General features: G+C 42.6%; 9 protein-coding genes. 8 read left to right on the top strand and 1 reads right to left on the bottom strand.

What is annotated here, in order from left to right; translation table 11 throughout:
- Positions 1 to 4: 4 nt before the first annotated feature.
- The 6 genes from HMPREF1532_RS04005 (at position 5) to HMPREF1532_RS03980 (ending at position 17302) form a co-directional block, all read left to right on the top strand.
- Complete coding sequence (locus tag HMPREF1532_RS04005; protein ID WP_005925183.1) at positions 5 to 2521, top strand: glutaminase family protein; 2517 nt, start codon at positions 5 to 7, stop codon at positions 2519 to 2521.
- A gap of 3 nt (positions 2522 to 2524) precedes the next feature.
- Positions 2525 to 5056, top strand: a complete 2532-nt coding sequence (locus HMPREF1532_RS04000) for an alpha-L-arabinofuranosidase C-terminal domain-containing protein (protein ID WP_005925181.1) — start codon at positions 2525 to 2527, stop codon at positions 5054 to 5056.
- Positions 5057 to 5081: 25 nt separating this feature from the next.
- Positions 5082 to 6968, top strand: a complete 1887-nt coding sequence (locus HMPREF1532_RS03995) for a GxGYxYP domain-containing protein (protein ID WP_005925179.1) — start codon at positions 5082 to 5084, stop codon at positions 6966 to 6968.
- 172 nt (positions 6969 to 7140) lie between these two features.
- Positions 7141 to 9093 carry a GDSL-type esterase/lipase family protein gene (locus HMPREF1532_RS03990; protein ID WP_005925177.1) on the top strand — a complete coding sequence of 651 codons (1953 nt, stop codon included), beginning with the start codon at positions 7141 to 7143 and terminating at the stop codon, positions 9091 to 9093.
- 31 nt (positions 9094 to 9124) lie between these two features.
- On the top strand, positions 9125 to 12844 hold the full coding sequence (locus HMPREF1532_RS03985; RefSeq protein ID WP_005925175.1) for a pectinesterase family protein: 3720 nt from the start codon (positions 9125 to 9127) through the stop codon (positions 12842 to 12844).
- A gap of 165 nt (positions 12845 to 13009) precedes the next feature.
- Positions 13010 to 17302, top strand: a complete 4293-nt coding sequence (locus HMPREF1532_RS03980; RefSeq protein WP_005925172.1) for a hybrid sensor histidine kinase/response regulator transcription factor — start codon at positions 13010 to 13012, stop codon at positions 17300 to 17302.
- 86 nt (positions 17303 to 17388) lie between these two features.
- On the opposite strand, the gene HMPREF1532_RS03975 is transcribed toward HMPREF1532_RS03980, so the two are convergent.
- Positions 17389 to 18090, bottom strand: a complete 702-nt coding sequence (locus HMPREF1532_RS03975) for a rhomboid family intramembrane serine protease (protein WP_005925169.1) — start codon at positions 18088 to 18090, stop codon at positions 17389 to 17391.
- A gap of 165 nt (positions 18091 to 18255) precedes the next feature.
- On the opposite strand from HMPREF1532_RS03975, the gene HMPREF1532_RS03970 reads away from it, so the two are divergent.
- Positions 18256 to 20196 (top strand): glycogen debranching enzyme N-terminal domain-containing protein, encoded by a 1941-nt coding sequence (locus HMPREF1532_RS03970; protein WP_005925166.1) that lies wholly within the window; start codon positions 18256 to 18258, stop codon positions 20194 to 20196.
- 14 nt (positions 20197 to 20210) lie between these two features.
- On the top strand, positions 20211 to 21479 hold the full coding sequence (locus tag HMPREF1532_RS03965) for a glycosyltransferase (RefSeq protein ID WP_005925163.1): 1269 nt from the start codon (positions 20211 to 20213) through the stop codon (positions 21477 to 21479).
- Positions 21480 to 21487: the final 8 nt, after the last annotated feature.

Here is a 21487-nt window from a genome sequence, read left to right as displayed (position 1 = left end):
AATTATGAAGAAAAATATTTTACTTTTACTATTAAGTTTTTTGTCTTTTTATGTAGAAGCTGGGAATAATAAAGAAGTGCCGGCTTCTCATTTCAGGGCTCCTGCTTATCCATTGATTACAATTGACCCTTATATTTCTGCGTGGTCGCATACTGATAAACTGTATGAAGATGACGTCAGGCATTGGACGGGAACAGAACATCCTTTAGTAGGTGTTTTGAGAGTAGATGGTAAATGCTATCGTTTTATGGGGAAGGATAAGCAAGTATTAAAAGCAATACTAAAAGATGCTCGGAACGAAGAATGGCAGGCTAAATATACAAATACATTGCCTTTGGCCGATTGGTATAAAAAAGAGTATAATGATGTGGGATGGCAGGCAGGTGTGGGGGCATTTGGAAGTGCTGATATGTCTCACGTTAAAACCGGATGGAGCCAGGGGGATATTTGGATACGCCGGAAATTCTCAATCGATCATAAAAATGTTATCAAGAAAAAGTTATATCTGATTTATTCACATGACGATATTTTTGAATTGTATCTGAATGGGCAGATGCTGGTGAACACAGGATATAAGTGGAGAAACTATGTTGTGCAACCTTTGGATGCGGAACAAGTGAAATCTCTGACATCAGAAGATAATCTTATTGCAGCTCATTGCCATAATACGATGGGAGGAGCTTATGTTGATTTTGGCCTTTTTACCGAGGATGAGGTAGAGTCCTTTTTTGGTACGGAGGCCGAACAAATAAAGGTGAATGTATTACCTACTCAAACTTATTATTCTTTTTATTGCGGTCCAGTGCAATTGGATTTGAAGTTTACGAGTCCATTGGTTCTTACCGATCTGGATTTATTGAGTAGTCCGGTTAATTATATTAGTTATGAAGTTCGGTCGTTGGACAAGCGTGCACATGATGTACAGATCTATTTCTCTGCAACTCCCAAATGGGCAGTTAACAGCCCGGAACAAGAGGTTAGTGTAGAAAGCTATCAATCTTCTGGCATTCATGTACTAAAAACAGGAACTTTAGAACAGAATGTTTTAGGTAAAAGCGGTGATATCATTTGTATTGATTGGGGGTATTTTTATCTGGCAGGTAAACAGACGGAAGCCTCTGATATGTCTATGGGGGCTCCAGTATCTATTCAGAAGAGTTTTGCCGAAAAAGGAATACTGCCAGTTACAAAAACAACCCGGACATCCGCACGGTTAGATAAGGACGAAACCCTCTTGGCGTATAGTGAAAATATGGGTAATGTGAAAGAACAAAAAGCAGAAGGCTATCTGATGATTGGCTATGACGACATTGCCTCTGTCCAATACTTCGGGCAAAACTTGAAGGCGTATTGGAAGAAAAAATATCCGACGATGGAAGCTGCATTGGCCGATGCCCGAAAAAACTATACCAAAACCATGCAGAGATGTGACGAGTGGGATTATAAGGTGATGAAAGATGCGGTTGAAGCTGGTGGACAACAGTATGCCGAACTTTGTGCTGCTTCTTATCGTCAGGCGGTAGCGGCTCATAAATTGGTCTTAGGTCCTGAAGATGAATTGTTCTTTTTTTCAAAAGAGAATAATAGTAATGGATCTATTGGTACAGTGGATGTGACGTATCCTTCTTGTCCTGTTTTTATCCAGTATAATACGGAAATAATGAAAGCCATGCTGAATTTTATATTTGATTATAGTGAGTCCGGACGTTGGAAAAAAAACTTTGCAGCACACGATGTTGGTACATATCCATTGGCAAATGGGCAAACTTATCAGGAAGACATGCCTGTGGAAGAAACAGGAAATATGTTGATTATGACAACGGCGATTGCTATTGCTGATGGAAATGCGGACTATGCAGCCAAACATTGGGAAACATTGACTATTTGGAGTAATTATCTGGCAGAGGAGGGACTGGACCCTGAAAATCAGTTATGTACTGAAGATTTTGCAGGACATTTGGCACATAATGCAAATCTATCCGCTAAAGCTATAATGGCTATTGCTGGTTATGGACGTCTGGCTAAAATGTTAAATAAACCGGAGGAAGCTAAGAAATATACTGAGATGGCTAAAAAGATGGCTATTGAATGGGAACGTAAGGCTAATGATGGAGACCATTATCGCTTGGCTTTTGATCGGCCGGATACTTGGAGTCAGAAGTATAATTTTGTGTGGGACAAAACTTTGGGAATGAATGTGTTGCCTACTGAAATAATGAAAAAGGAAGTTGCTTTCTATCTGAAAAACCAGAATAAATATGGATTACCTTTGGATAATCGCTTCACATGGGGCAAAATAGATGATACAGTATGGAGCGCTACCATGGCCGATTCGGAGAGTGACTTTCAGGAGCTGATACGACCTATTTGGAAATATGTGAATGAAACTTCCTCAAGAGTTCCTTTAGGCGATTGGTATGAAACATTGAATGCTGATTATATTAATTTTCGGGCACGTTCGGTAGTTGGTGGTGTCTTTATGAAGTCATTGGATCATTATCTTAGAAATAAAAGGAAATAAAGTATGAAAACATGGGTGAAAACAATGGTACAGTTTGGAGGTTTGTTCTCTTTACTGTCCTGCAATCAACCTATTGATGTAGTAACGATTGATTTGTCAAAAGAAGAGGCCGAGATACCTTCCTCTTTATATGGTATCTTTTTTGAGGAGATTACTCATTCCGGTGATGGAGGTTTATATGCGGAAATGATAAGAAACCGTGGTTTTGAAGATGGTACTTTGCCCTCCGGTATGGTTTTGAAGGATGGAAAAGCGATAGCCAAACCTTTACATTGCTATTCCAATGATTCCATCAATCATTTTAGTATTGCATGGAGCGATTCTCTTTTTATGGAAGGCTGGGAAGTTAAGTGTATTTCCGGTACAACCGTTCCTTCTTATAAAATAACGGAGGAGAAACCATTGAACAGTGCTACTCCTCATTCCTTATTTGTAAATCTCGGTGCATCCGTATCTGATGTATTGGTTATGAATGCCGGTTACTGGGGAATAGCTGTAACCGAAGGACAAAAGTATAATTTTCAATTTCATTTGTTTACGGAAGAATTGAGGAATGCTGTAGTGAAAGCTGTCCTGCTGGATCGTGAGGAACAGGTTGTGGCTTCTGAGGAATTCCGGGTTGTACAGGATGGTTCCTGGAATCGTTATGAAGGAACTTTTACGGTTGATGTAACAGCAAATGATCTTCGTTTTGCTTTGTTATTACCTCATAAAGGCAAAGTATATATTGATTTTGTATCGATGTTTCCCGAGAACACTTTTCGTGGACATAAAAACGGATTGCGAAAAGATGTTGCCGAAATGCTTGAGTCGTTGCATCCCGATTTTGTTCGTTGGCCTGGTGGCTGTATTGTCGAAGGCTTGACCATGGATAACCGTGTTAAATGGAAGGAGACGATAGGAGATATTGTAGAACGTCCGGGAGAATACAACTTATGGGGCTATCGCAGCACCTATGGGTTCGGGTATCACGAGTTTTTACAGTTCTGTGAAGATATTGATGCCGATGGTATGTTTGTTTGTAATGCCGGCATGTCCTGTCTGTTTCGGAATGGCGACTACTGGAATGGCGAGCATCAGATAAATGATTTGATCCAGGAAGCTTTGGATGCCATTGAGTATGCGTTAGGTGATACGACCACCACTTACGGAAAAAAAAGAGCGGAAAATGGTCATGCGAAACCTTTTCCGTTGAAATATGTGGAGGTGGGAAATGAAAATATCGGCCTCCGATATGTGAAAAACTATAATCGCTTTTATAAGGCAATCAAGGAAAAGTATCCTCAGATAGAGATTATATGTGCGCTCATGTTCAGTCCTTATATTCAGGATGCAGAGCAAATCGATATTTTAGATCCCCACTACTATGAAACGGCCGGTTGGTTCTATAATAACGCTGATGTTTATGATAAGTTGCCCGATGATACTCCTTATAAAATCTATGTAGGAGAATATGCGGCTATCGGCCGGCCTTCTCTTTATTCATCTTTGGGAGAAGCTGCCTATCTGACAGGAGTTGAGAGGAATGCGGATAAGGTTCGAATGGTGTCTTATGCCCCGTTGATTCAGCATGCAGCTCACGGAAGAGATCATCTGCTGGTGTTGAAAAATGATTCTGTTTACGGTCGTACTAATTATTATGTATTGAAAATGTTTTCCGAGAACCGGCCGGATGTAAATCTGCATACGGATTTGAAAGTTGGTTCTCCCGCCCCTGCATTCCGGACGAAAGGATTTATCGGTTTGGGAACCAATAATACAGAGGTTGAATTTAAAGACCTGAAAATTATGGCAAACGGTGAAGAAAGACATGTTTCCGGATGGGATGATTTTGTGAATAAATGGGAGGTTGTCCGTGGGAATTGGAATGTGAAAGAAGATGTCCTGTTTCAAAGTCAGAAGGGGATAGATGCTTTTGCTGTTCTTAAAGACTGTGAGTTTGAAGATTGTACCATCGAGTTGAAAGCTAAAAAGATATCCGGTACGGAAGGTTTTAGAATTATCTTTGGCGGTGCTGATCTGAACAACTATTTTATGGCGGATATGGGAAGTCATACCAATGAGTCGGTTATTTTCCGTGAGATAAACAATGAGGGTTCCATTTCTTTATTTGATTATCGGAATAATACGTCTATAAAGGCGAATCAGTGGTATACGGTACGGATTGAGATCAAAGGTGCCCATTGGCAATGTTTTTTGGATGACGAACTGCAATATGAATATACGTATGCTCCTCAGACGAAGCAATATGTTGTATCGGGTTATGACAGGGAACGCAATGAGATCATTGTTAAATTGGTAAATGCAGAGTCCGGAAACTGGAAAGTCAAAGTGGAGTTGGAGAATGCGATGGATATTGCTTCGAAAGGGACTAAAATTGTATTAGGAGCGAATGAGCGATTTGAGGAAAATAGTTTCAGTACTCCTTTTAAAGTGGTTCCGGAAGTTTCTGAGTTATCAGGAATTGGCAGTACATTTAATGTCGATTGTCCGGCTAATTCGTTGATGATATTGAGAATACCGTGTAAGAAGTAAATGATGAAAATAGAACACTCTAAGAATGATAAATAAATATTTGAAAATAATAGTTGTATTATTGCTGGTGGCAAATGCCACTTTTGCCGGAAATAAAATTGGTATTTATGATTTGCGTTATACCCTTCAGGCTGATTTGAGCACAGCACAGGGGCTCAATTTGGCTTGGGATGATGTACATGCTGTGTCTACTTTGCAAGGAGTGGTAAACAGGGATACTCCCCGCTTGTATGTTTATTTTGTAATGGAGGGTAATAATGATATTGATGGTTATTGGTGGAATAAATACAGTCGGAAGGGAGAGTGGTTATACGGACGTGAAACGCAGACGTACCGGACGATGGAGGAATTATTTACTGCATATGCTTCTTATATAGAAGGAGTGGTTGTCTATGATGGAAATGTTCCTTCCACCAGTAATGTTGCCTCTTCTGTGGCTGGTATTGAGAATTTGGTTGCCATTCGTTACGACGATACTCCGGGAAGTCTGTATGACCGTCTTGTGGTACACGGGCCGAAGCTACCGGTAAAAAGATGGCTGTTGAATCCGGACGGAACCTCTATGTTTACAGGTAAAAAAGGAATGGAAATACCGGAAACGTCACGTCTTTCTACCGGCTCTCTGAAGAATGATCCTTATGTATGGTTTATAGAGAAATATATGAAAACCGGTAAGTGCAATACGGAATTTGCCGCTTATTACATCGACCAGTATTGGAAGCAGAAACCTTTTGCGGCTGTAAAAAATCACCATACCTTGAGTAATCATGATTTTTTTGTAAGTAAGAGGGCCTTTTTCTTTGACTTATCTCCCTGGGGAGATGAACCGGCTACAGACGATCCTTCTCAGCCGGTAGGTACGGACTTGCAAACCTTGAAAGAAATGTTGTTATTGGCTTATCAACAGAATAAGCATGAGAAGATGTGTTATATCGGAGGTTTCCCTTCTTGGGCTTATAAATATACGATGCATGCTTCGGGTATTCATGATGATGTGCCGACAGAGTGGGAGTTTAGCCGTATTATCAGTGCATACAATGCTTTTAAGGATGCGGATGCCATTAGCTATGGTGCATTGGCGAATGCCTCTTTCTGGCAGCACTTTCCTACAAAAAAGAAATATACACAGGATTGGATTTCCCATAAGGAGCTGCAAAAAAGAGGATTATTGACGGCTGATGGAAAAGTGAATGTGGCCGGGCGGAATTTTATTATCTTTTATGTTGGCGACTATGATGCTTCTGCATGGATTTCACAACGTACCCCCTCAATTTGGGATGACCCTAATCGTGGAAAGTTACCGTTGATGTGGTGTATCAGTCCTGTATTGGCCGAACGTGTACCACATATTATGCATAATTTCCGTACGACGGCAACTGAGAATGATTATTTTGCTTCTGCCGATAACGGTGCGGGATATATAATGCCGGGTATGTTGCAAGAACCTCGTGATTTGTCCGGGCTTCCGTCCGGACTGAAAGTATGGGGCAAGCATTGTAAGAAGTACTATGACAAGTGGGGATTATCCGTTACTGGTTTTGTCATCGACGGACAGGCTCCGGGATTGAATGAAGAAGGCTTGGACTGTTATGCTTCTTTCAGTCCGAATGGCATTGTACCTCAGAAGACTGTGACTGCCTCCCTGCATGGCAATATGCCGGTCATTCGTGCCGATCTGGATATTAATGACGATGATCCGAAAGTTGCTGCCGGAAGAATTGTGAAGCGTGTGAAAGAACGTTCGGCGTTGCCTTTCCATTGGTTTCGTAACATTTTAAAGCAGCCTACCTGGTATTGTGAGGTGATGGATGAGGTGAAAACGCAGGATGAAAATATTGTATTGCTGGACGCTCCAGCGTTTTTTGAGCTGTTGCGTATTTATCTGAAAGAGCATGATTCGATGATAGAATAAAGTTCTGTGATGGTATTTTTTGACCATCATGTGGAAAAATTGAGTAATTGGATATAGATTGTTATTTGATTTTATTGCACAATTTGTTCAATCGGGAGATTGAATAGATTGTGCAATAAAAAAGAAAAGGCATGCATTAGCTTTGCCTTTCGAAAAACAATCCATATCGATCATGAAAAACAAATTAAAATCTTTTCTTCTGACTGCCCTTTGCAGTCTTGGGCTTGCTTCAGTTTCTGCGCAGGCTCCTACTGTTCATACCATCGGTGACTCTACGATGGAAGAGAAATCGACCGATCCTTCCGTAAATACCAACGGCCAACGCGGATGGCCTCAGATGCTTCCGCAATTTATGGTCAACGGTGCTACATTGAACAATCGTGCCAAGAGCGGTACGAGTTCGAAAACATTTTATGAGGAGAGCCGTTTCTGGACAACGGTGAAACCGCAAATAAAAGAGGGAGATTATGTCATTATACAATTCGGACATAATGATGAGAAACACGCGGGAGCGGATGGAGAAGTCGGAACTTATCCGTGGACTACTTACAAAGAATACCTTCGGAAATATGTCAATGAGGTTCGGGAATTGAATGCTACTCCTATTTTGTTCACTCCGATTGTACGCGGTTACTTCAGCGCTAATAAGATAACGGATAAAGGGGCGCATAATCTGGGAGCGGATGTGATCATGTCCTCCGGTAGAGATTTGGATTATGTAGCTGCTATGAAAGAAGTGGCTGTGGAGCTGAATTGCTTATTGGTGGACCATACGGCTTTGACGCGTGCTATTTGTGACGAATACGGTGAAGAGAAAGCAAAAGAACTTATTTATAATGTAGGCGATGGTACTCATATCGGAGAATATGGGGCTACACTTTATGCCCGTTTGGCTGTACAGGGATTGGCGGCACAAGGATTATTGACGGAGTATTTTAATGCAAATCCGGATATATTGATTAATCCGGTTTCGCATAACTTCGGAAAAAGTTATCTCAATGCCGGTTCTGTATATGCTTTTTCGGTCAGTGGTATCGATTTGACCCCGGAGAACGGGAAAATAACCGTGACCGCTTCGGAAGGATTTGAAGTTTCCCGAAGCGCGACTGAAGCATTTGCCTCTACTTTGGAAATAAGTTATGAGAATGGAAATGTACCGATGACTTCTATTTATGTAAAGTTCCTGCCGACGGAGAAAGGTGTAAAGAATGGAACGCTGACTGTGAGCAATGGCACGAATACTAAAACGGCAACGTTGACAGGTGAGGGTGTGTCTTTTGAAGGAGGAGTCGCGGCTCAGGCCTATTGGCAGTTAAGTCAGGATACCAAAGCAGTGGTAACCGGTCCCATCTTGGCAGCAGAAGAGGTTTTCAGCCAGATGTATGCCGACCGTTATGCCAAACCGGGAAATCCGACGACTTGGATAGATGGATGGATAGATCCGGAAACGAAAACTCAGCGCAACATCATCGAAGGAGATGAATGGCCGGAAAATGAGATAGATGTAAACTACAACCGCTATATTGAATTTTCGGTAACGGCTAATGCCGGAACCACTTTCAATATCGATTCTATCGGACTGTATGCCGGTGGTTCCGGTGGCAATGGCATGTGTTTCCGGGTGATGTGTTCCAAAGATCCGGGATTCGGGGAATATACGTTGATCAGTAACCGCCCTACTAATGTATCCAATACGATGTACCCCATTTCTTTGAAAGAGATTATCGAACTGAACGGAGAAGAGACTCTCTATCTGCGTGTATACCCCTGGTATAGCAGTAAGTCGAACCGGAAGTCGATCTGTCTTTATGGAGTGACGGTGAAAGGGGTAGTGACGGAAGGGGGAGCTACTTCGATAGAGACGCCCCGGAATGTAGGAAAGGCTTATTGTGCTCCGGCAATCACTACTGATAAGACTACTTTGCATTATGGGCTTTCCGAGTTGTCTCCGGTGAATATCACTCTCTATGATATGGAGGGACGTACAATGCATCATTATAATGATAACTTGGAAGCGGGGGATTATGCACATGAAATCAGTCTGGGCGGCTTCTTGAATGGTATTTATCTCTGTAAACTGATGACAGGAAACCGGATACAGACACTGCGTATCATTAAAAAATGAAATGAGTTTTATATCTAAAATAAGAATATATATGATGAACAAAGAATCTTTATTAAAGGGCTGTTTGCTCGGAATACTGGGATTTGCCGCACAATGGGTTACGGCACAGACTTTCGACAATGAGACGGTAACGGCCATTTGGGGAATGTCCGGCGGTGCCAATGAACCGTCACAAGCCGTTGTCAGCAATGAGCATGCTTTTAGTACGACTGCTTTTGTCTTGGGGAAGGAAATGACTTTTACCAAACAACAGGAATACAAAGGAGCCGATGAGAATTTGAGTATGAATAACTATAAGCCCAGTGCCCAGATGAATGCAGCGACCGACGGTCACGATCTGGTCTATTCTATAAAACCCGCCAAAGGTCTGATGTATCAACCGGGAAGTATTTCTTTTAAGATGGGAGTGTTCGGTACAGGTGGCGGTATGATCGATATTTATCTGAAATACGCCGATGGAATGAAAAAGACAGTGGCAAGTAATGTCAAGCCGAATCGTTCCGGGGCTTCTGTAAATGCAACCGAATGTACTTATGAATTGACCGGTATGCCGGCAACAGATGAAGAAATATCATTGATAATCAGTGTTTATAACCTGGCTAATAATAAGGAAATCGGTTTCAATAATGTGGTGATGACGGGTACAGTCAACGGGACGGCTGTAGAAGTGCCGCAATACAGTATTACGACAGCTTTGCAACCGGAAAATGCAGGTACTGTCAATCAATTGCCTGCGGGCGACCTGATGGATGAGGGCACGAATGTGACGGTTACTGCTTCACCGAAGTTTGGTTTCCACTTCATCAATTGGGTGGATAATGCCGGAAAAGAAGTGTCTGCCGAGAACCCTTATTCGTTCTCACTGAAAGCGAATACTTCATTGAAAGCTGTTTTTCAAGAGGTGAATACATATACATTCACAACTCGTTGTATAAATGACCTGGAAATGCAGATCGGTTCTATTTCCTTGAATCCGGAATCCACCGAAGGCAAGTACGAGGAAGGTACGGTAGTGACTGTTGTTGCCAATGAACTCCCTATTACACGATTCTTGAACTGGGAGGATGAATTTGAAAATTCCAATGTGACGAAGCCCGAGCGTACTGTAACTGTAAAGCAGAATACGGAGATTGTTGCAAACTATGAAATACAGGATTTTATTGCCGCTTATAATTCGGATAAGGCAGAGATCTGGGCGAACAAGGGAACATATCCGTTTGCTGCCGATTATGTGTGGGACTCGGAACGTAATGCGACTGCTTCTGTAGTGAAAATCAGTGATGGAAACTCTCTGGATGGTAATTCCAGTGGCACTCCGGTGGTACGTATGCGCAAAGGAGCGGTTATCAGTTCGGTGAATGGTTTGTACATGAACGGATATCGGAGTACGGATGTAGCTATGCAGGTTCAGTTCTCTACCAAGAAATTCACGACCGTACGTTTTACTGCTGCTTTGGTGGCAAAGAATGCGGCGAATGTAAATTGGAAGGTACTTTACTCAACAGATGGTACTGTTTATAATCCCGTTATCAATAATGGTGAGGAATTGGTTTATAAATTGAGTAACGGGTTGGCTACCAGTGTTGATTTTGAATTGCCAGCCGAAGAAGTCGCCGAAAAGGAGATGGTCTATATTCGTTTTACCGGTACCGGTGACGAGCTTCTGAATGATAACAATGGTGAATATAACTTTGATAAGGTTGATTCGGGAAGCGGTTTGAATTACACGGATCATAGCGAGACCGGATTGGGTAATATCTATGTATTCGGTACTCCGATTATCGACGAAGACCCTGATGCTCCTGTCATTAAAGCGATTATTCCTGCCGATAAGGCTACCGGAGTATCTGCCAATGGAAAAATTACCATTTCTTATGATGAACGCATTCAAGCCGGAACGGGTGAAGCTACTCTGACAGGTAATGGTAAAACGATTGTATTGGAACCGGAATATGGGAGTTCTTCTGTTTCTTTCCGTTATGCGAATCTGGCTTATGCTACTCAGTATACATTGGAACTGCCGGAGGGATATGTTACAGACCGTTCGGATAATCGTGCGCCGGCTGTAAACACAACTTTTACGGTGATGGAACGTGTAAAACCGGAAGCCCGTCTCTTTAATGCGATAGTAGACCAAAGTCTGGATGCGAGCATTGCACCTACCTCTACTACGATCGGTCAATATAAAACCATTCAGGAAGCGATTGATGCCGTACCGGTAACTAATAATAAACCTTGGCTTATCTTTATTAAAGCAGGATATTACAATGACTTGAATAATCGTACTTTCTCCACCGGGAAATATACTTGGGAGGATCAGAGTGGAAAGTTACCGGCTTCGGAGGACAGCCGTATCGTAGTGGTGGATCGTCCGTTTATACATTTAATCGGTGAGGATGTAAACAAGGTGACTATTGCGCAGGATCGTGTGGCGGGAAGTAACTCTGCAGATAAATCCCAACCTTGGTATAACGTGGCCGAAGGTGCTACGTTAGTTATCAAATCGAATGATTTTTATGCGGAGAACTTGACAATCGATAATGAATGGTGGACAAAATATGAAGGTAATGAAGCCCGTGGGCCACAAGCTTTGTCTCTTTATGTGGAAGCGGACCGGGTAGCTTTCAATAATTGCCGCATCCGTTCTTATCAGGATACCTACCTGAGCCCTAAGACCGGAAATACCAATACGGGCAATAACCAGCCGCATTATTACGATCGCAATTATTTCCGTAATACGATGATTGAAGGTGCAGTGGACTTTATTTATGGAGGAGGCGATGTCTACTTTGACAATTGTACACTGAATATTGTCCGTGAATCGGGTGGTTACATCGTTGCTCCGTCACACTATACGGATATGAAAGACAGTCAGGGGAATGTGACACAAGCTTGTACACGTTGGGGATATGTATTCAAAAACACGACGATCACTGCTCCCGACGGTAAGGAAGATAAGACACAAGTGTATTTCGGCCGTCCCTGGCACAATGAACCGAAAACGGTATTTATCGATACGGAATGCCGTGTGAAACCGTATGAGGGTTATTGGTATCCTAAGATGGGTGCTATACCGGCTCTTTGGGCGGTATATAATATCTGGGATAAAAACGGATATAAGATGAGTGAAAAGTCGATTGAGGAATATTGGTATGAGGAAAACGGACAGACGATTTACGGCAAGGCAAAGAACTTCCTGACGGATGAGGAAGCCGCTTCCTATACGTTGGAAAATGTTTTTGGAGGTGATGGTACCGATGCTGTTACCGGTATGTGGAATCCGCTACCGATGGTGGAACAGACTTCTAAACCGGTAATCAATGGTAAAGAAGGGGATACGGCATTTGGTTGGACTGCTGATGAGTATGCTATCTGTTATGTGGTGACTATTAATGGGAAAGTTGCCGGATTTACCGTTGATACTCGTTATGAAGCTAATTTGAATGACGTGGTTACGGTACAGTCGGTAAATGAGTACGGTGCATTGAGTGAAGCTTCCGATGAATTTACGGTAGGCAATACCGGTACGGGGCTTGAGAATACAGCAATGGAAAGCCCGGTTATCGTAATAGGAAGTAAAGGAACGATTTCTGTACGTGGTATTGAGATACCGACCCGTATTTATGTGTACGGCATAGACGGCACGCTGATACAAAATCTGGAAGTTCACCGTAATGTATCGCTTTCCGTTCCGGCCGGCCGGTATATTGTGAAGGCAAACGATTCGGTTACGAAAGTATCGGTAAATTGATAACGAACTACCGGTAAATTGATAACGAACAATCAATAAATAGCTGAAAGGGAGGACATCATTGCAAAATGTTCTCTCTTTTTTTATGCTGTAAGCTCTCTTGTCCGGCGATAATTTTTCGGGATTGCCGGAAATACGTTACCTTTGTCTGTCTAAAGGTTTGTTATGCTTAAATTGTTTCTCATCATTCTCTATCTTGTTTGTCCGTTTGTGCTTTCTGCCCAAAGCCTGATGCACGTGCGTTATTATTCAGCCAAAGACGGGTTGTCTCAAAACACTGTGGCGGATTTCCTGCAGGATGATAAAGGGTATATCTGGATGGCTACCTGGAATGGATTGGAGAAGTTTGACGGCTATACATTTCAGAACTATAAGTCATATCCTACGGACGATACCCGCCTTGAATACAATCGTATTCAGCAAATTATAAAAAGCCAAAAGGGAAACATCTGGTGTATTACCTACAACAACCTGCTTTATCTCTTTGATACACGTACTGAAAAGTTTCGCAATGTCTTTTCCGGTTATCCTCATTTGGCTGGTTATGAAGAGGTAGCGCGAATATATAAGCAGACAGGCGGGATCCTTTGGTTTAGTAATAAAGCCGGAGAATTGTTCCGGATCGATGAGGAACGTTTGGGTGAAGCTGATGGAATTGTGCATTTGCCCTGCCGTTCCTGTGCCGGACATGGGCAGAAGATATACACTGTCTATCAAGACAAAAGAGGATACGAGTGGATATTGACCGAACAGGGTACTTTTGTTTACAACCATCCCGAAATACAGACCGATGTGCGGTTGAGATATGTCAAGGAGGCAGATAAAAGTACTTATTTCTTGACGGAAGGAGGAGAACTCTATACATTTGTGCCGGATGCCGGGATTCTGCATATCCCGAATCCTTTTCCAATGAAGCCGGTCAGTGGATTGGTTTCTATAAAATCCGGCAGATTGTTGATTCCGGATTCGGAGAAAGTGATTGTTTATGATACGCGGAAAAAGTTTTTTGAACAGTTATACAGACAGGAAGCAGCTCTCGATCCTTTGCATGTCACAGGTGTGCACTATTCAAGAAAAAACGTAATCTGGATGTTGTCCGGACAAAGAGTGCTACGTTATACTCCTGCCGACCGGAAAGTAACCTCTTTCCAAGTGAATCTGACCGGCACGGATACTTTCCGGCATGTGCATGAGGATGAGTTTGGAGGAATTTGGTTTATGACCCGTAGCGGGAGTTTTTATTCTTATAATTCTGTTACTGACGGATTGGAACCGGCCTATCGATATACAACCGGACAGAAAGAGCCTTACCGGACAGAAGGAAGAGCTTTTCTGCGAGATTCCCATAAAAATCTGTGGGTAAGCCGTAAATACGGTTTTGATAAAATTTACTTCACCAATCGTAATTATGATTACATCCATACTTCGGCCGAACAAGAGGTACGGGGTGTTTTTATCGATTCGAAAAAACGCTTGTGGGTTGCTTCTAAGGAGAATCGGCTGGAGGTGTATGACAAACAGGGTAATTATGTGGGTAATATGGATTCCACAGGCAAACTGCTGCAAAACCGGAATATCTCTTTCGGCAGGAATGTCTATACTTTCTTTGAGGATAGCGAGCATCGTTTGTGGTTGGGAACACGAAACCACGGGATAGTAGTGGCGACGGAATATGATGGGAAATTTACACTTCACACTTTCCGTCACGATAAACAAGATCCGTATGCTTTAAGCAATGATGCCATCTATTCCATCTGTCGGGATACCCGGAACCGGATATGGATCGGTACACTTGGCGGGGGAATCAATCTGTTTTCCGGAACGTTGGATAATCCCCGTTTTATTCATTTGGAGAATCTGATGAAAGGGTACCCCGGTGATATGTGTCACAAAGTGCGTAGTTTGTATTGTACCCGGAAAGGCGTCGTACTTGCCGGCACTACGGAAGGATTATTGAGTTTCTCGGATGATTTTCAGAAGCCGGAAGACATCGAATTCTTTCACAATGACTGTGAGGACGGATTAAGTAATAATGACGTCATGGATGTGCTTGAAAGCCGGGATGGTAAAATCTATATTGCCGCTTACAGTGGGGGAATTTGTATGGCTGATGTGGATTCATTATTGAATACACGAATCCGTTTTCATTACCTTAATATGAAAAACGGGCTTCCGTCCGATTTACCGCAATCGATGTTGGAAGATGGAGAAGGGAATATCTGGATTTGTTTTGAGAATTATATAAGTAAGTACAAGGCGGACCGCAAAGGATTCGATACGTATGACAGTGCCAATCTGCATACGGATTTGCAGATTACTGAGGCCCATCCGGCTATCGATCAGCAGGGAGCTATGTATATCGGTACGAATCAGGGTGTTCTTCGTCTCCGTTTATACGATTTGAAGAAGAGCAGTTTTGTGCCGCGCATCGTTTATGCCGGAGTGGATATTCAGAACAGCGACGGTACGGTTTCCAATTCCGTACTGGCCGCCGATTCACTGGTGTTGGGCAAAAAAGAACGGAATGTTACCATTGCCTTTTCAGCATTGGATTATACAAATTCGGAGGCACTTCAATACGCTTACCGTTTGAAGGGTATCAGCGATCAATGGGGATATATCGGAGAGAACCATTCCATCGGCTTTGCCAATTTGCCTTCCGGTGATTTTGTATTGGAGGTGAAGTCTACGAATGGCGATGGTGTATGGTGCGATAATATTACTCCTCTTTACATACATATTCAGCCTCGTTTCACGGAGACGGCATGGGCATGGGTGCTTTACGTTCTTATAGCGATCATCCTTATTCTTACGGTATCCGGTATCATTGTCTATATCACGAACTTGAAACGGAAAGTAACTTTAGAACAGCAGTTGACCGATCTGAAACTACGCTTTTTTACTGATATTTCGCATGAGCTCCGTACACCGTTGACTTTGATATCCGGTTCGATTGAAGAAATCGTAGAACGAGGACAACTGCAAAAGAGCGGGACAGAGAATATGCAGGTAGCCCGGCGCAATGTAAACCGTATGTTGAGGCTTGTCAATCAGATTTTGGACTTCCGGAAGATACAGGGGCGAAAGATGAAGTTGAGTATTGAACAGGGAGATGTGGTTGCCTTGTGTCGGCAGGTTGGTGAGAACTTTACACAATTGGCTCACGAACGTTCCATTCATTTCCGTTTGATTCCCGAAACGCCGGAAATACGTTGTTATACGGATATGGATAAATTGGAAAAGATACTCTTCAATTTACTGTCCAATGCGTTTAAATATACGGCGGATGGTAAGTCCATTACCATGGCGGTACGTATGGAGTCCGGTTGCTTGTTTGTTTCCGTACGTGATGAGGGCAAGGGGATGGATCTCCGGAAAATCGATAACTTGTTCGGCCGCTTCGAGACTTTCGGAAAAACAGATCCGAACCGTTCTACCGGTATCGGGCTTTCTCTGGTGAAAGAATTCGTGGATTTGCTGCACGGCACGATACAGCCTGAAAGTATTCCCGGACAGGGAACCGTTTTCACCGTTACCTTACCCTGCACTTACGAGGCATATGCTGCCGATTCGATGGCTGAATTTGTTTTGAATGATGAAGTAAAGTTCGAATACCCTGTGGAAGTACAGTTATCCCGTCAGGAGGAGAAGGAGAGGAGTATTCTGATCATAGAAGACAATGACGAGCTCCGTCGTTTTCTGGCTATGATATTGAGAGACTGTTATCATGTATTGGAAGCCGGTGACGGCAGGCAAGGTCTGGAAATAATAGGTCGGGAATTGCCGGATTTAATTGTCAGTGATGTGATGATGCCCGAAATGGATGGCATTGAATTGCTGGCAGCAGTAAAAGTCAATCGCGATACCAGTCATATTCCCGTGATCCTGCTTTCGGCCAAAGCGTCTGTTGACGATCGTGTCAGAGGGTTGGAGTATGGTGCGGATGACTATATAGCCAAGCCGTTTAATTCTGCTTACTTGAAAGCGCGGATTGAGTCGTTGATAAGGCAACGCAGCTCTTTGGCAGCGTATTATCTCGGGAGTTCATTGAAAGACTCGGATAAAACGGAAAAGAAGCAGCCGGATGTGAAATTGGAGCAGGTGCTGGAATCGGTTCCATCCTTTAATAACACTTTTATTCAGGAGGTGATCCGGTTAGTCGATGAGAATCTGCAGAATCCGGATTTCAAGATTGATGACTTGGCTGAAACAATGAATATGAGCCGTGCCGTATTCTATCGTAAGATAAAGACGTTTACAGGAGCTTCTCCGATCGATTTGGTGAAAGAGATGCGTTTGAAACGGGCTTTGGAGTTATTGGATGCCGACACATACAGTTTGTCGGAAGTTGCCTATCAAAGCGGATTTTCCTCACCGCAGTACTTCAGTCGCGTATTTAAAGAACAGATGCAGTGCACACCGAATGAATATAAGAGACGAAAAGCAATGAAAAACTGATTATATTACTGAGGTATTAGTATGAATTATCTCTTTCCTTTTTTGTTTTCTGGATCGAGTTTTATTTATAGTCTTTGTTAGTGATATTACATAGGATTGCCGGTTGCATGATGTGTGAGTTCTTCTTTTTCTGATACCGCTTGCTCTATTATTTCTTCTTCATTAGTGTTACTTTTTTCTTCTTCTTCCTCTTCTTCTTCCTCTGCAAATGGTTCTGGCTTTTGTGGTCCGTATCCGATAAATGCAAAAGCACAGAGTGATCCCATGATTGCTCCACTAAGATGCCCTTCCCATGAAGTATTGGCAGGTGTAAAGTAAGGGAACATTTGCCATACGAGTCCGCCATATAAGAAAGTAACCAATAATGAAATGGCAATCAGAGGGGCGTATTTTCGCAATAATCCACTGAAAAACAAGAAAAAAGCCAATCCGTAAATCACACCGCTTGCTCCGATGTGCCATCCGGGTTTTCCGATGATAAAAGTAATGGCACCGCAACCTATCCAGATAATGAAGAATATATAAGGGGCAATCCCCCGGTAAAAATAAAATAAACACCACGTAAGAAAAAAGAGAGGTAACGTATTGGCAAATAAATGAGCAAAGTTGCTGTGTATCAGCGGATGTGCGAAAATGCCAAACATCCCTCTTTGTTCCATAGGGTATACTCCTAAGCGTGTGAAGTCCCAATCCATACCTACCTCTAATATCTTTATTATATAAAGGATAAAAATAAGGAACAACGGAAGCATCATTGCTAAGAGAATTTTTCGTAAATCCTGCTTCATTTCTCTTTTTTTTGGTTAAATATACACAATGTTGCGAATATTTTAAGGAAAAAGGAAAATAAAAACCGATTTTATTTTTGTTTTTACCTTTAATTCGTATTTTTGGGAATCATACTTAGAATTATGATAACAGAAATATAATTAACCTTTAAATAATGCACAACTATGAGTTATTTACATTTTGACAAGACTCTGATGGTCAATCTGGAGGAATCTCTTCCCAGAGAAATTCTTAGGACGAACCGTGCGGGAGCTTATCATTGTACAACGATTGTAGATTGTAACACACGCAAATATCACGGTTTGTTGGTGATTCCTGTTCCCAACCTGGATGATGAGAATCATGTGCTGCTATCTTCTCTTGATGAAACGGTAATTCAGCACGGTGCGGAGTTTAACCTGGGATTACATAAATATCAGGGAAATAATTATAGTCCGAATGGGCATAAATATATCCGTGAATTCGATTGTGAACATATTCCGGCAACGACTTACCGTGTGGGAGGAGTTATTCTCCGTAAAGAAAAAATTTTTGTACATCACGAAAACCGGATTCTGATTCGTTATACTTTGATCGACGCCCATTCGGCAACAACCTTGCGTTTCCGGCCATTTTTGGCTTTCCGAAGCGTGCGGGAGTATACCCATGAAAATGCACAGGCAAGCCGTGACTATCAATTGGTGGAAAACGGTATAAAAACCTGTATGTATCCCGGCTATCCGGAATTGTTCATGCAATTGAACAAGAAAAATGAATTCCATTTTGACCCCAACTGGTATCGGGGTATCGAGTATCCTAAAGAACAGGAAAGAGGATACGATTTCAACGAAGACCTTTATGTACCCGGCTATTTCGAAGTGGATATCAAGAAAGGTGAAAGTATCGTCTTTTCTGCCGGTATTTCCGAAATATCTCCCCGACGTTTGAAACAGGTATTTGAAACAGAAGCAGAAGACCGGACGCCACGCGACAGCTTCTATCATTGCTTGAAAAATTCAGCGCACCAATTTCATAACAAACAAGAAGAAGAGCATTATATTCTTGCCGGATATCCGTGGTTTAAGTGTCGTGCACGCGATATGTTCGTATCGTTGCCCGGATTGACGTTGGCTGTCGATGAAGTGGATGAGTTTGAGGATGTCATGAAGACTGCAGAGAAAGCCATTCGCAATTATATCAATGACGAACCTATAGGGTGTAAAATTTATGAAATGGAAGATCCGGACGTTCTGTTGTGGGCTGTATGGGCATTGCAACAGTATGCCAAGGAAACTTCACGCGATCAATGCCGGGCGAAATACGGATCCTTGTTGGAGGAAATTATCGAATTTATCCGTCAGCGAAAACATAACAATCTCTTCTTACACGAAAATGGCCTGCTTTATGCCAACGGTACGGATAAGGCCATTACTTGGATGAATTCAACGGTTAATGGCCGTCCGGTGGTGCCCCGTACCGGATATATCGTAGAAATAAATGCTTTGTGGTATAATGCGCTTCGTTTTGTGGCCGATTTGGTTCGGGAAGGCGGTAATACGGTATTGGCCGATTTGCTGGACGGACAGGCGGAAGTGACAGGCAAGTCTTTTGTAGAAGTATTCCGCAATGAATACGGCTATCTACTCGACTACGTAGACGGAAATATGATGGATTGGAGTGTACGGCCTAATATGATATTTACGGTAGCCTTTGATTATTCTCCTCTCGATCGGGCACAGAAGAAACAGGTGTTGGATATTGTGACGAGAGAACTGCTTACCCCGAAAGGCCTTCGTACATTAAGTCCGAAGAGCGGCGGCTATAATCCTAATTATGTAGGACCTCAGATTCAACGTGATTATGCTTATCATCAGGGAACTGCCTGGCCGTGGCTGATGGGCTTTTATATGGAAGCTTATCTGCGGATTTATAAGATGAGCGGTATTTCGTTTGTAGAACGTCAGTTGATTGGTTTTGAAGATGAGATGACAAGTCATTGCATCAGTTCATTACCCGAATTGTTTGACGGTAACCCTCCTTTCAAAGGACGTGGGGCTGTGTCGTTTGCAATGAACGTGGCTGAGATTTTGCGTATTTTGAAATTATTGTCAAAGTATAATTTATAAGAGGAGGGACGAAAATGAAAGTATTAATGTTTGGATGGGAATTCCCCCCGCATATTTTAGGTGGTTTAGGAACTGCCAGTTACGGTTTAACGAAAGGAATGTCTCTCCAGCAGGATATGGAAATCACCTTTTGTATTCCCAAACCTTGGGGTGATGAAGATCAGAGTTTTTTGAAGATTATCGGTATGAACAGTACACCGGTAGTCTGGAGAGATGTGAATTGGGAGTACGTGAAAGACCGTGTGGGCTCTTATATGGATCCGCAACTTTATTATGATTTACGTGATCATATTTATGCCGATTTCAATTATCTGCATACAAATGACTTGGGATGCATCGAATTCTCGGGGCGTTATCCGGACAATTTGCATGAAGAGATCAATAACTATTCCATTGTGGCCGGCGTGGTAGCCCGTCAGCAGGAGTTTGATATCATACACTCACACGATTGGTTGACATATCCGGCCGGTCTGCATGCCAAACAGGTATCGGGTAAGCCGTTGGTGATCCACGTGCATGCCACCGATTTTGACCGTAGCCGTGGTAATGTAAATCCTACTGTATACGCAATAGAGAAAAACGGTATGGATCATGCCGATCACATCATGTGCGTAAGTGAGTTGACCCGGCAGACTGTTATTCATAAATATTATCAGGATCCGAAGAAAGTGTCTACCGTGCACAATGCGGTTTCACCGTTGTCGCAGGATATTCTGGATATTGTTCCGAATAAGAATCCGAAAGAAAAAGTGGTTACTTTCCTGGGACGTATCACTATGCAGAAAGGACCGGAGTATTTCGTAGAGGCGGCTGCTATGGTGTTGCAGCGTACCAAGAATGTACGTTTTGTAATGGCCGGTAGTGGCGATATGATGAATCAGATGATTCGTTTGGTTGCTGAACGCGGAATTGCCGATCGTTTCCATTTCCCCGGATTTATGAAAGGCCGGCAAGTATATGAAGTGTTGAAAGCCAGCGATGTTTACATTATGCCTTCTGTGTCCGAGCCATTTGGTATTTCTCCGTTGGAAGCGATGCAGTGTAGTGTACCGACGATCATTTCCAAGCAGTCCGGTTGTGCAGAGATTTTGGAGAAATGCATTAAGACGGATTATTGGGACATTCATGCGATGGCAGATGCAATTTATTCCATTTGTACTTATCCTGCGATGTATGAATATCTGTGTGACGAAGGGAAGAAAGAAGTGGACCAGATTAAATGGGAAAACGTCGGATACAAAGTGCGTGGTATCTATGACGAAGTAATAAAGAATTATAAATAATAAAATAA

The sequence above is a fragment of the Bacteroides salyersiae WAL 10018 = DSM 18765 = JCM 12988 genome, assembly GCF_000381365.1.
In the GTDB taxonomy this organism is placed as follows: domain Bacteria; phylum Bacteroidota; class Bacteroidia; order Bacteroidales; family Bacteroidaceae; genus Bacteroides; species Bacteroides salyersiae.
Note: the sequence above shows the minus strand (reverse complement) of the source record. Positions and strands in the feature narration are given on the sequence as shown.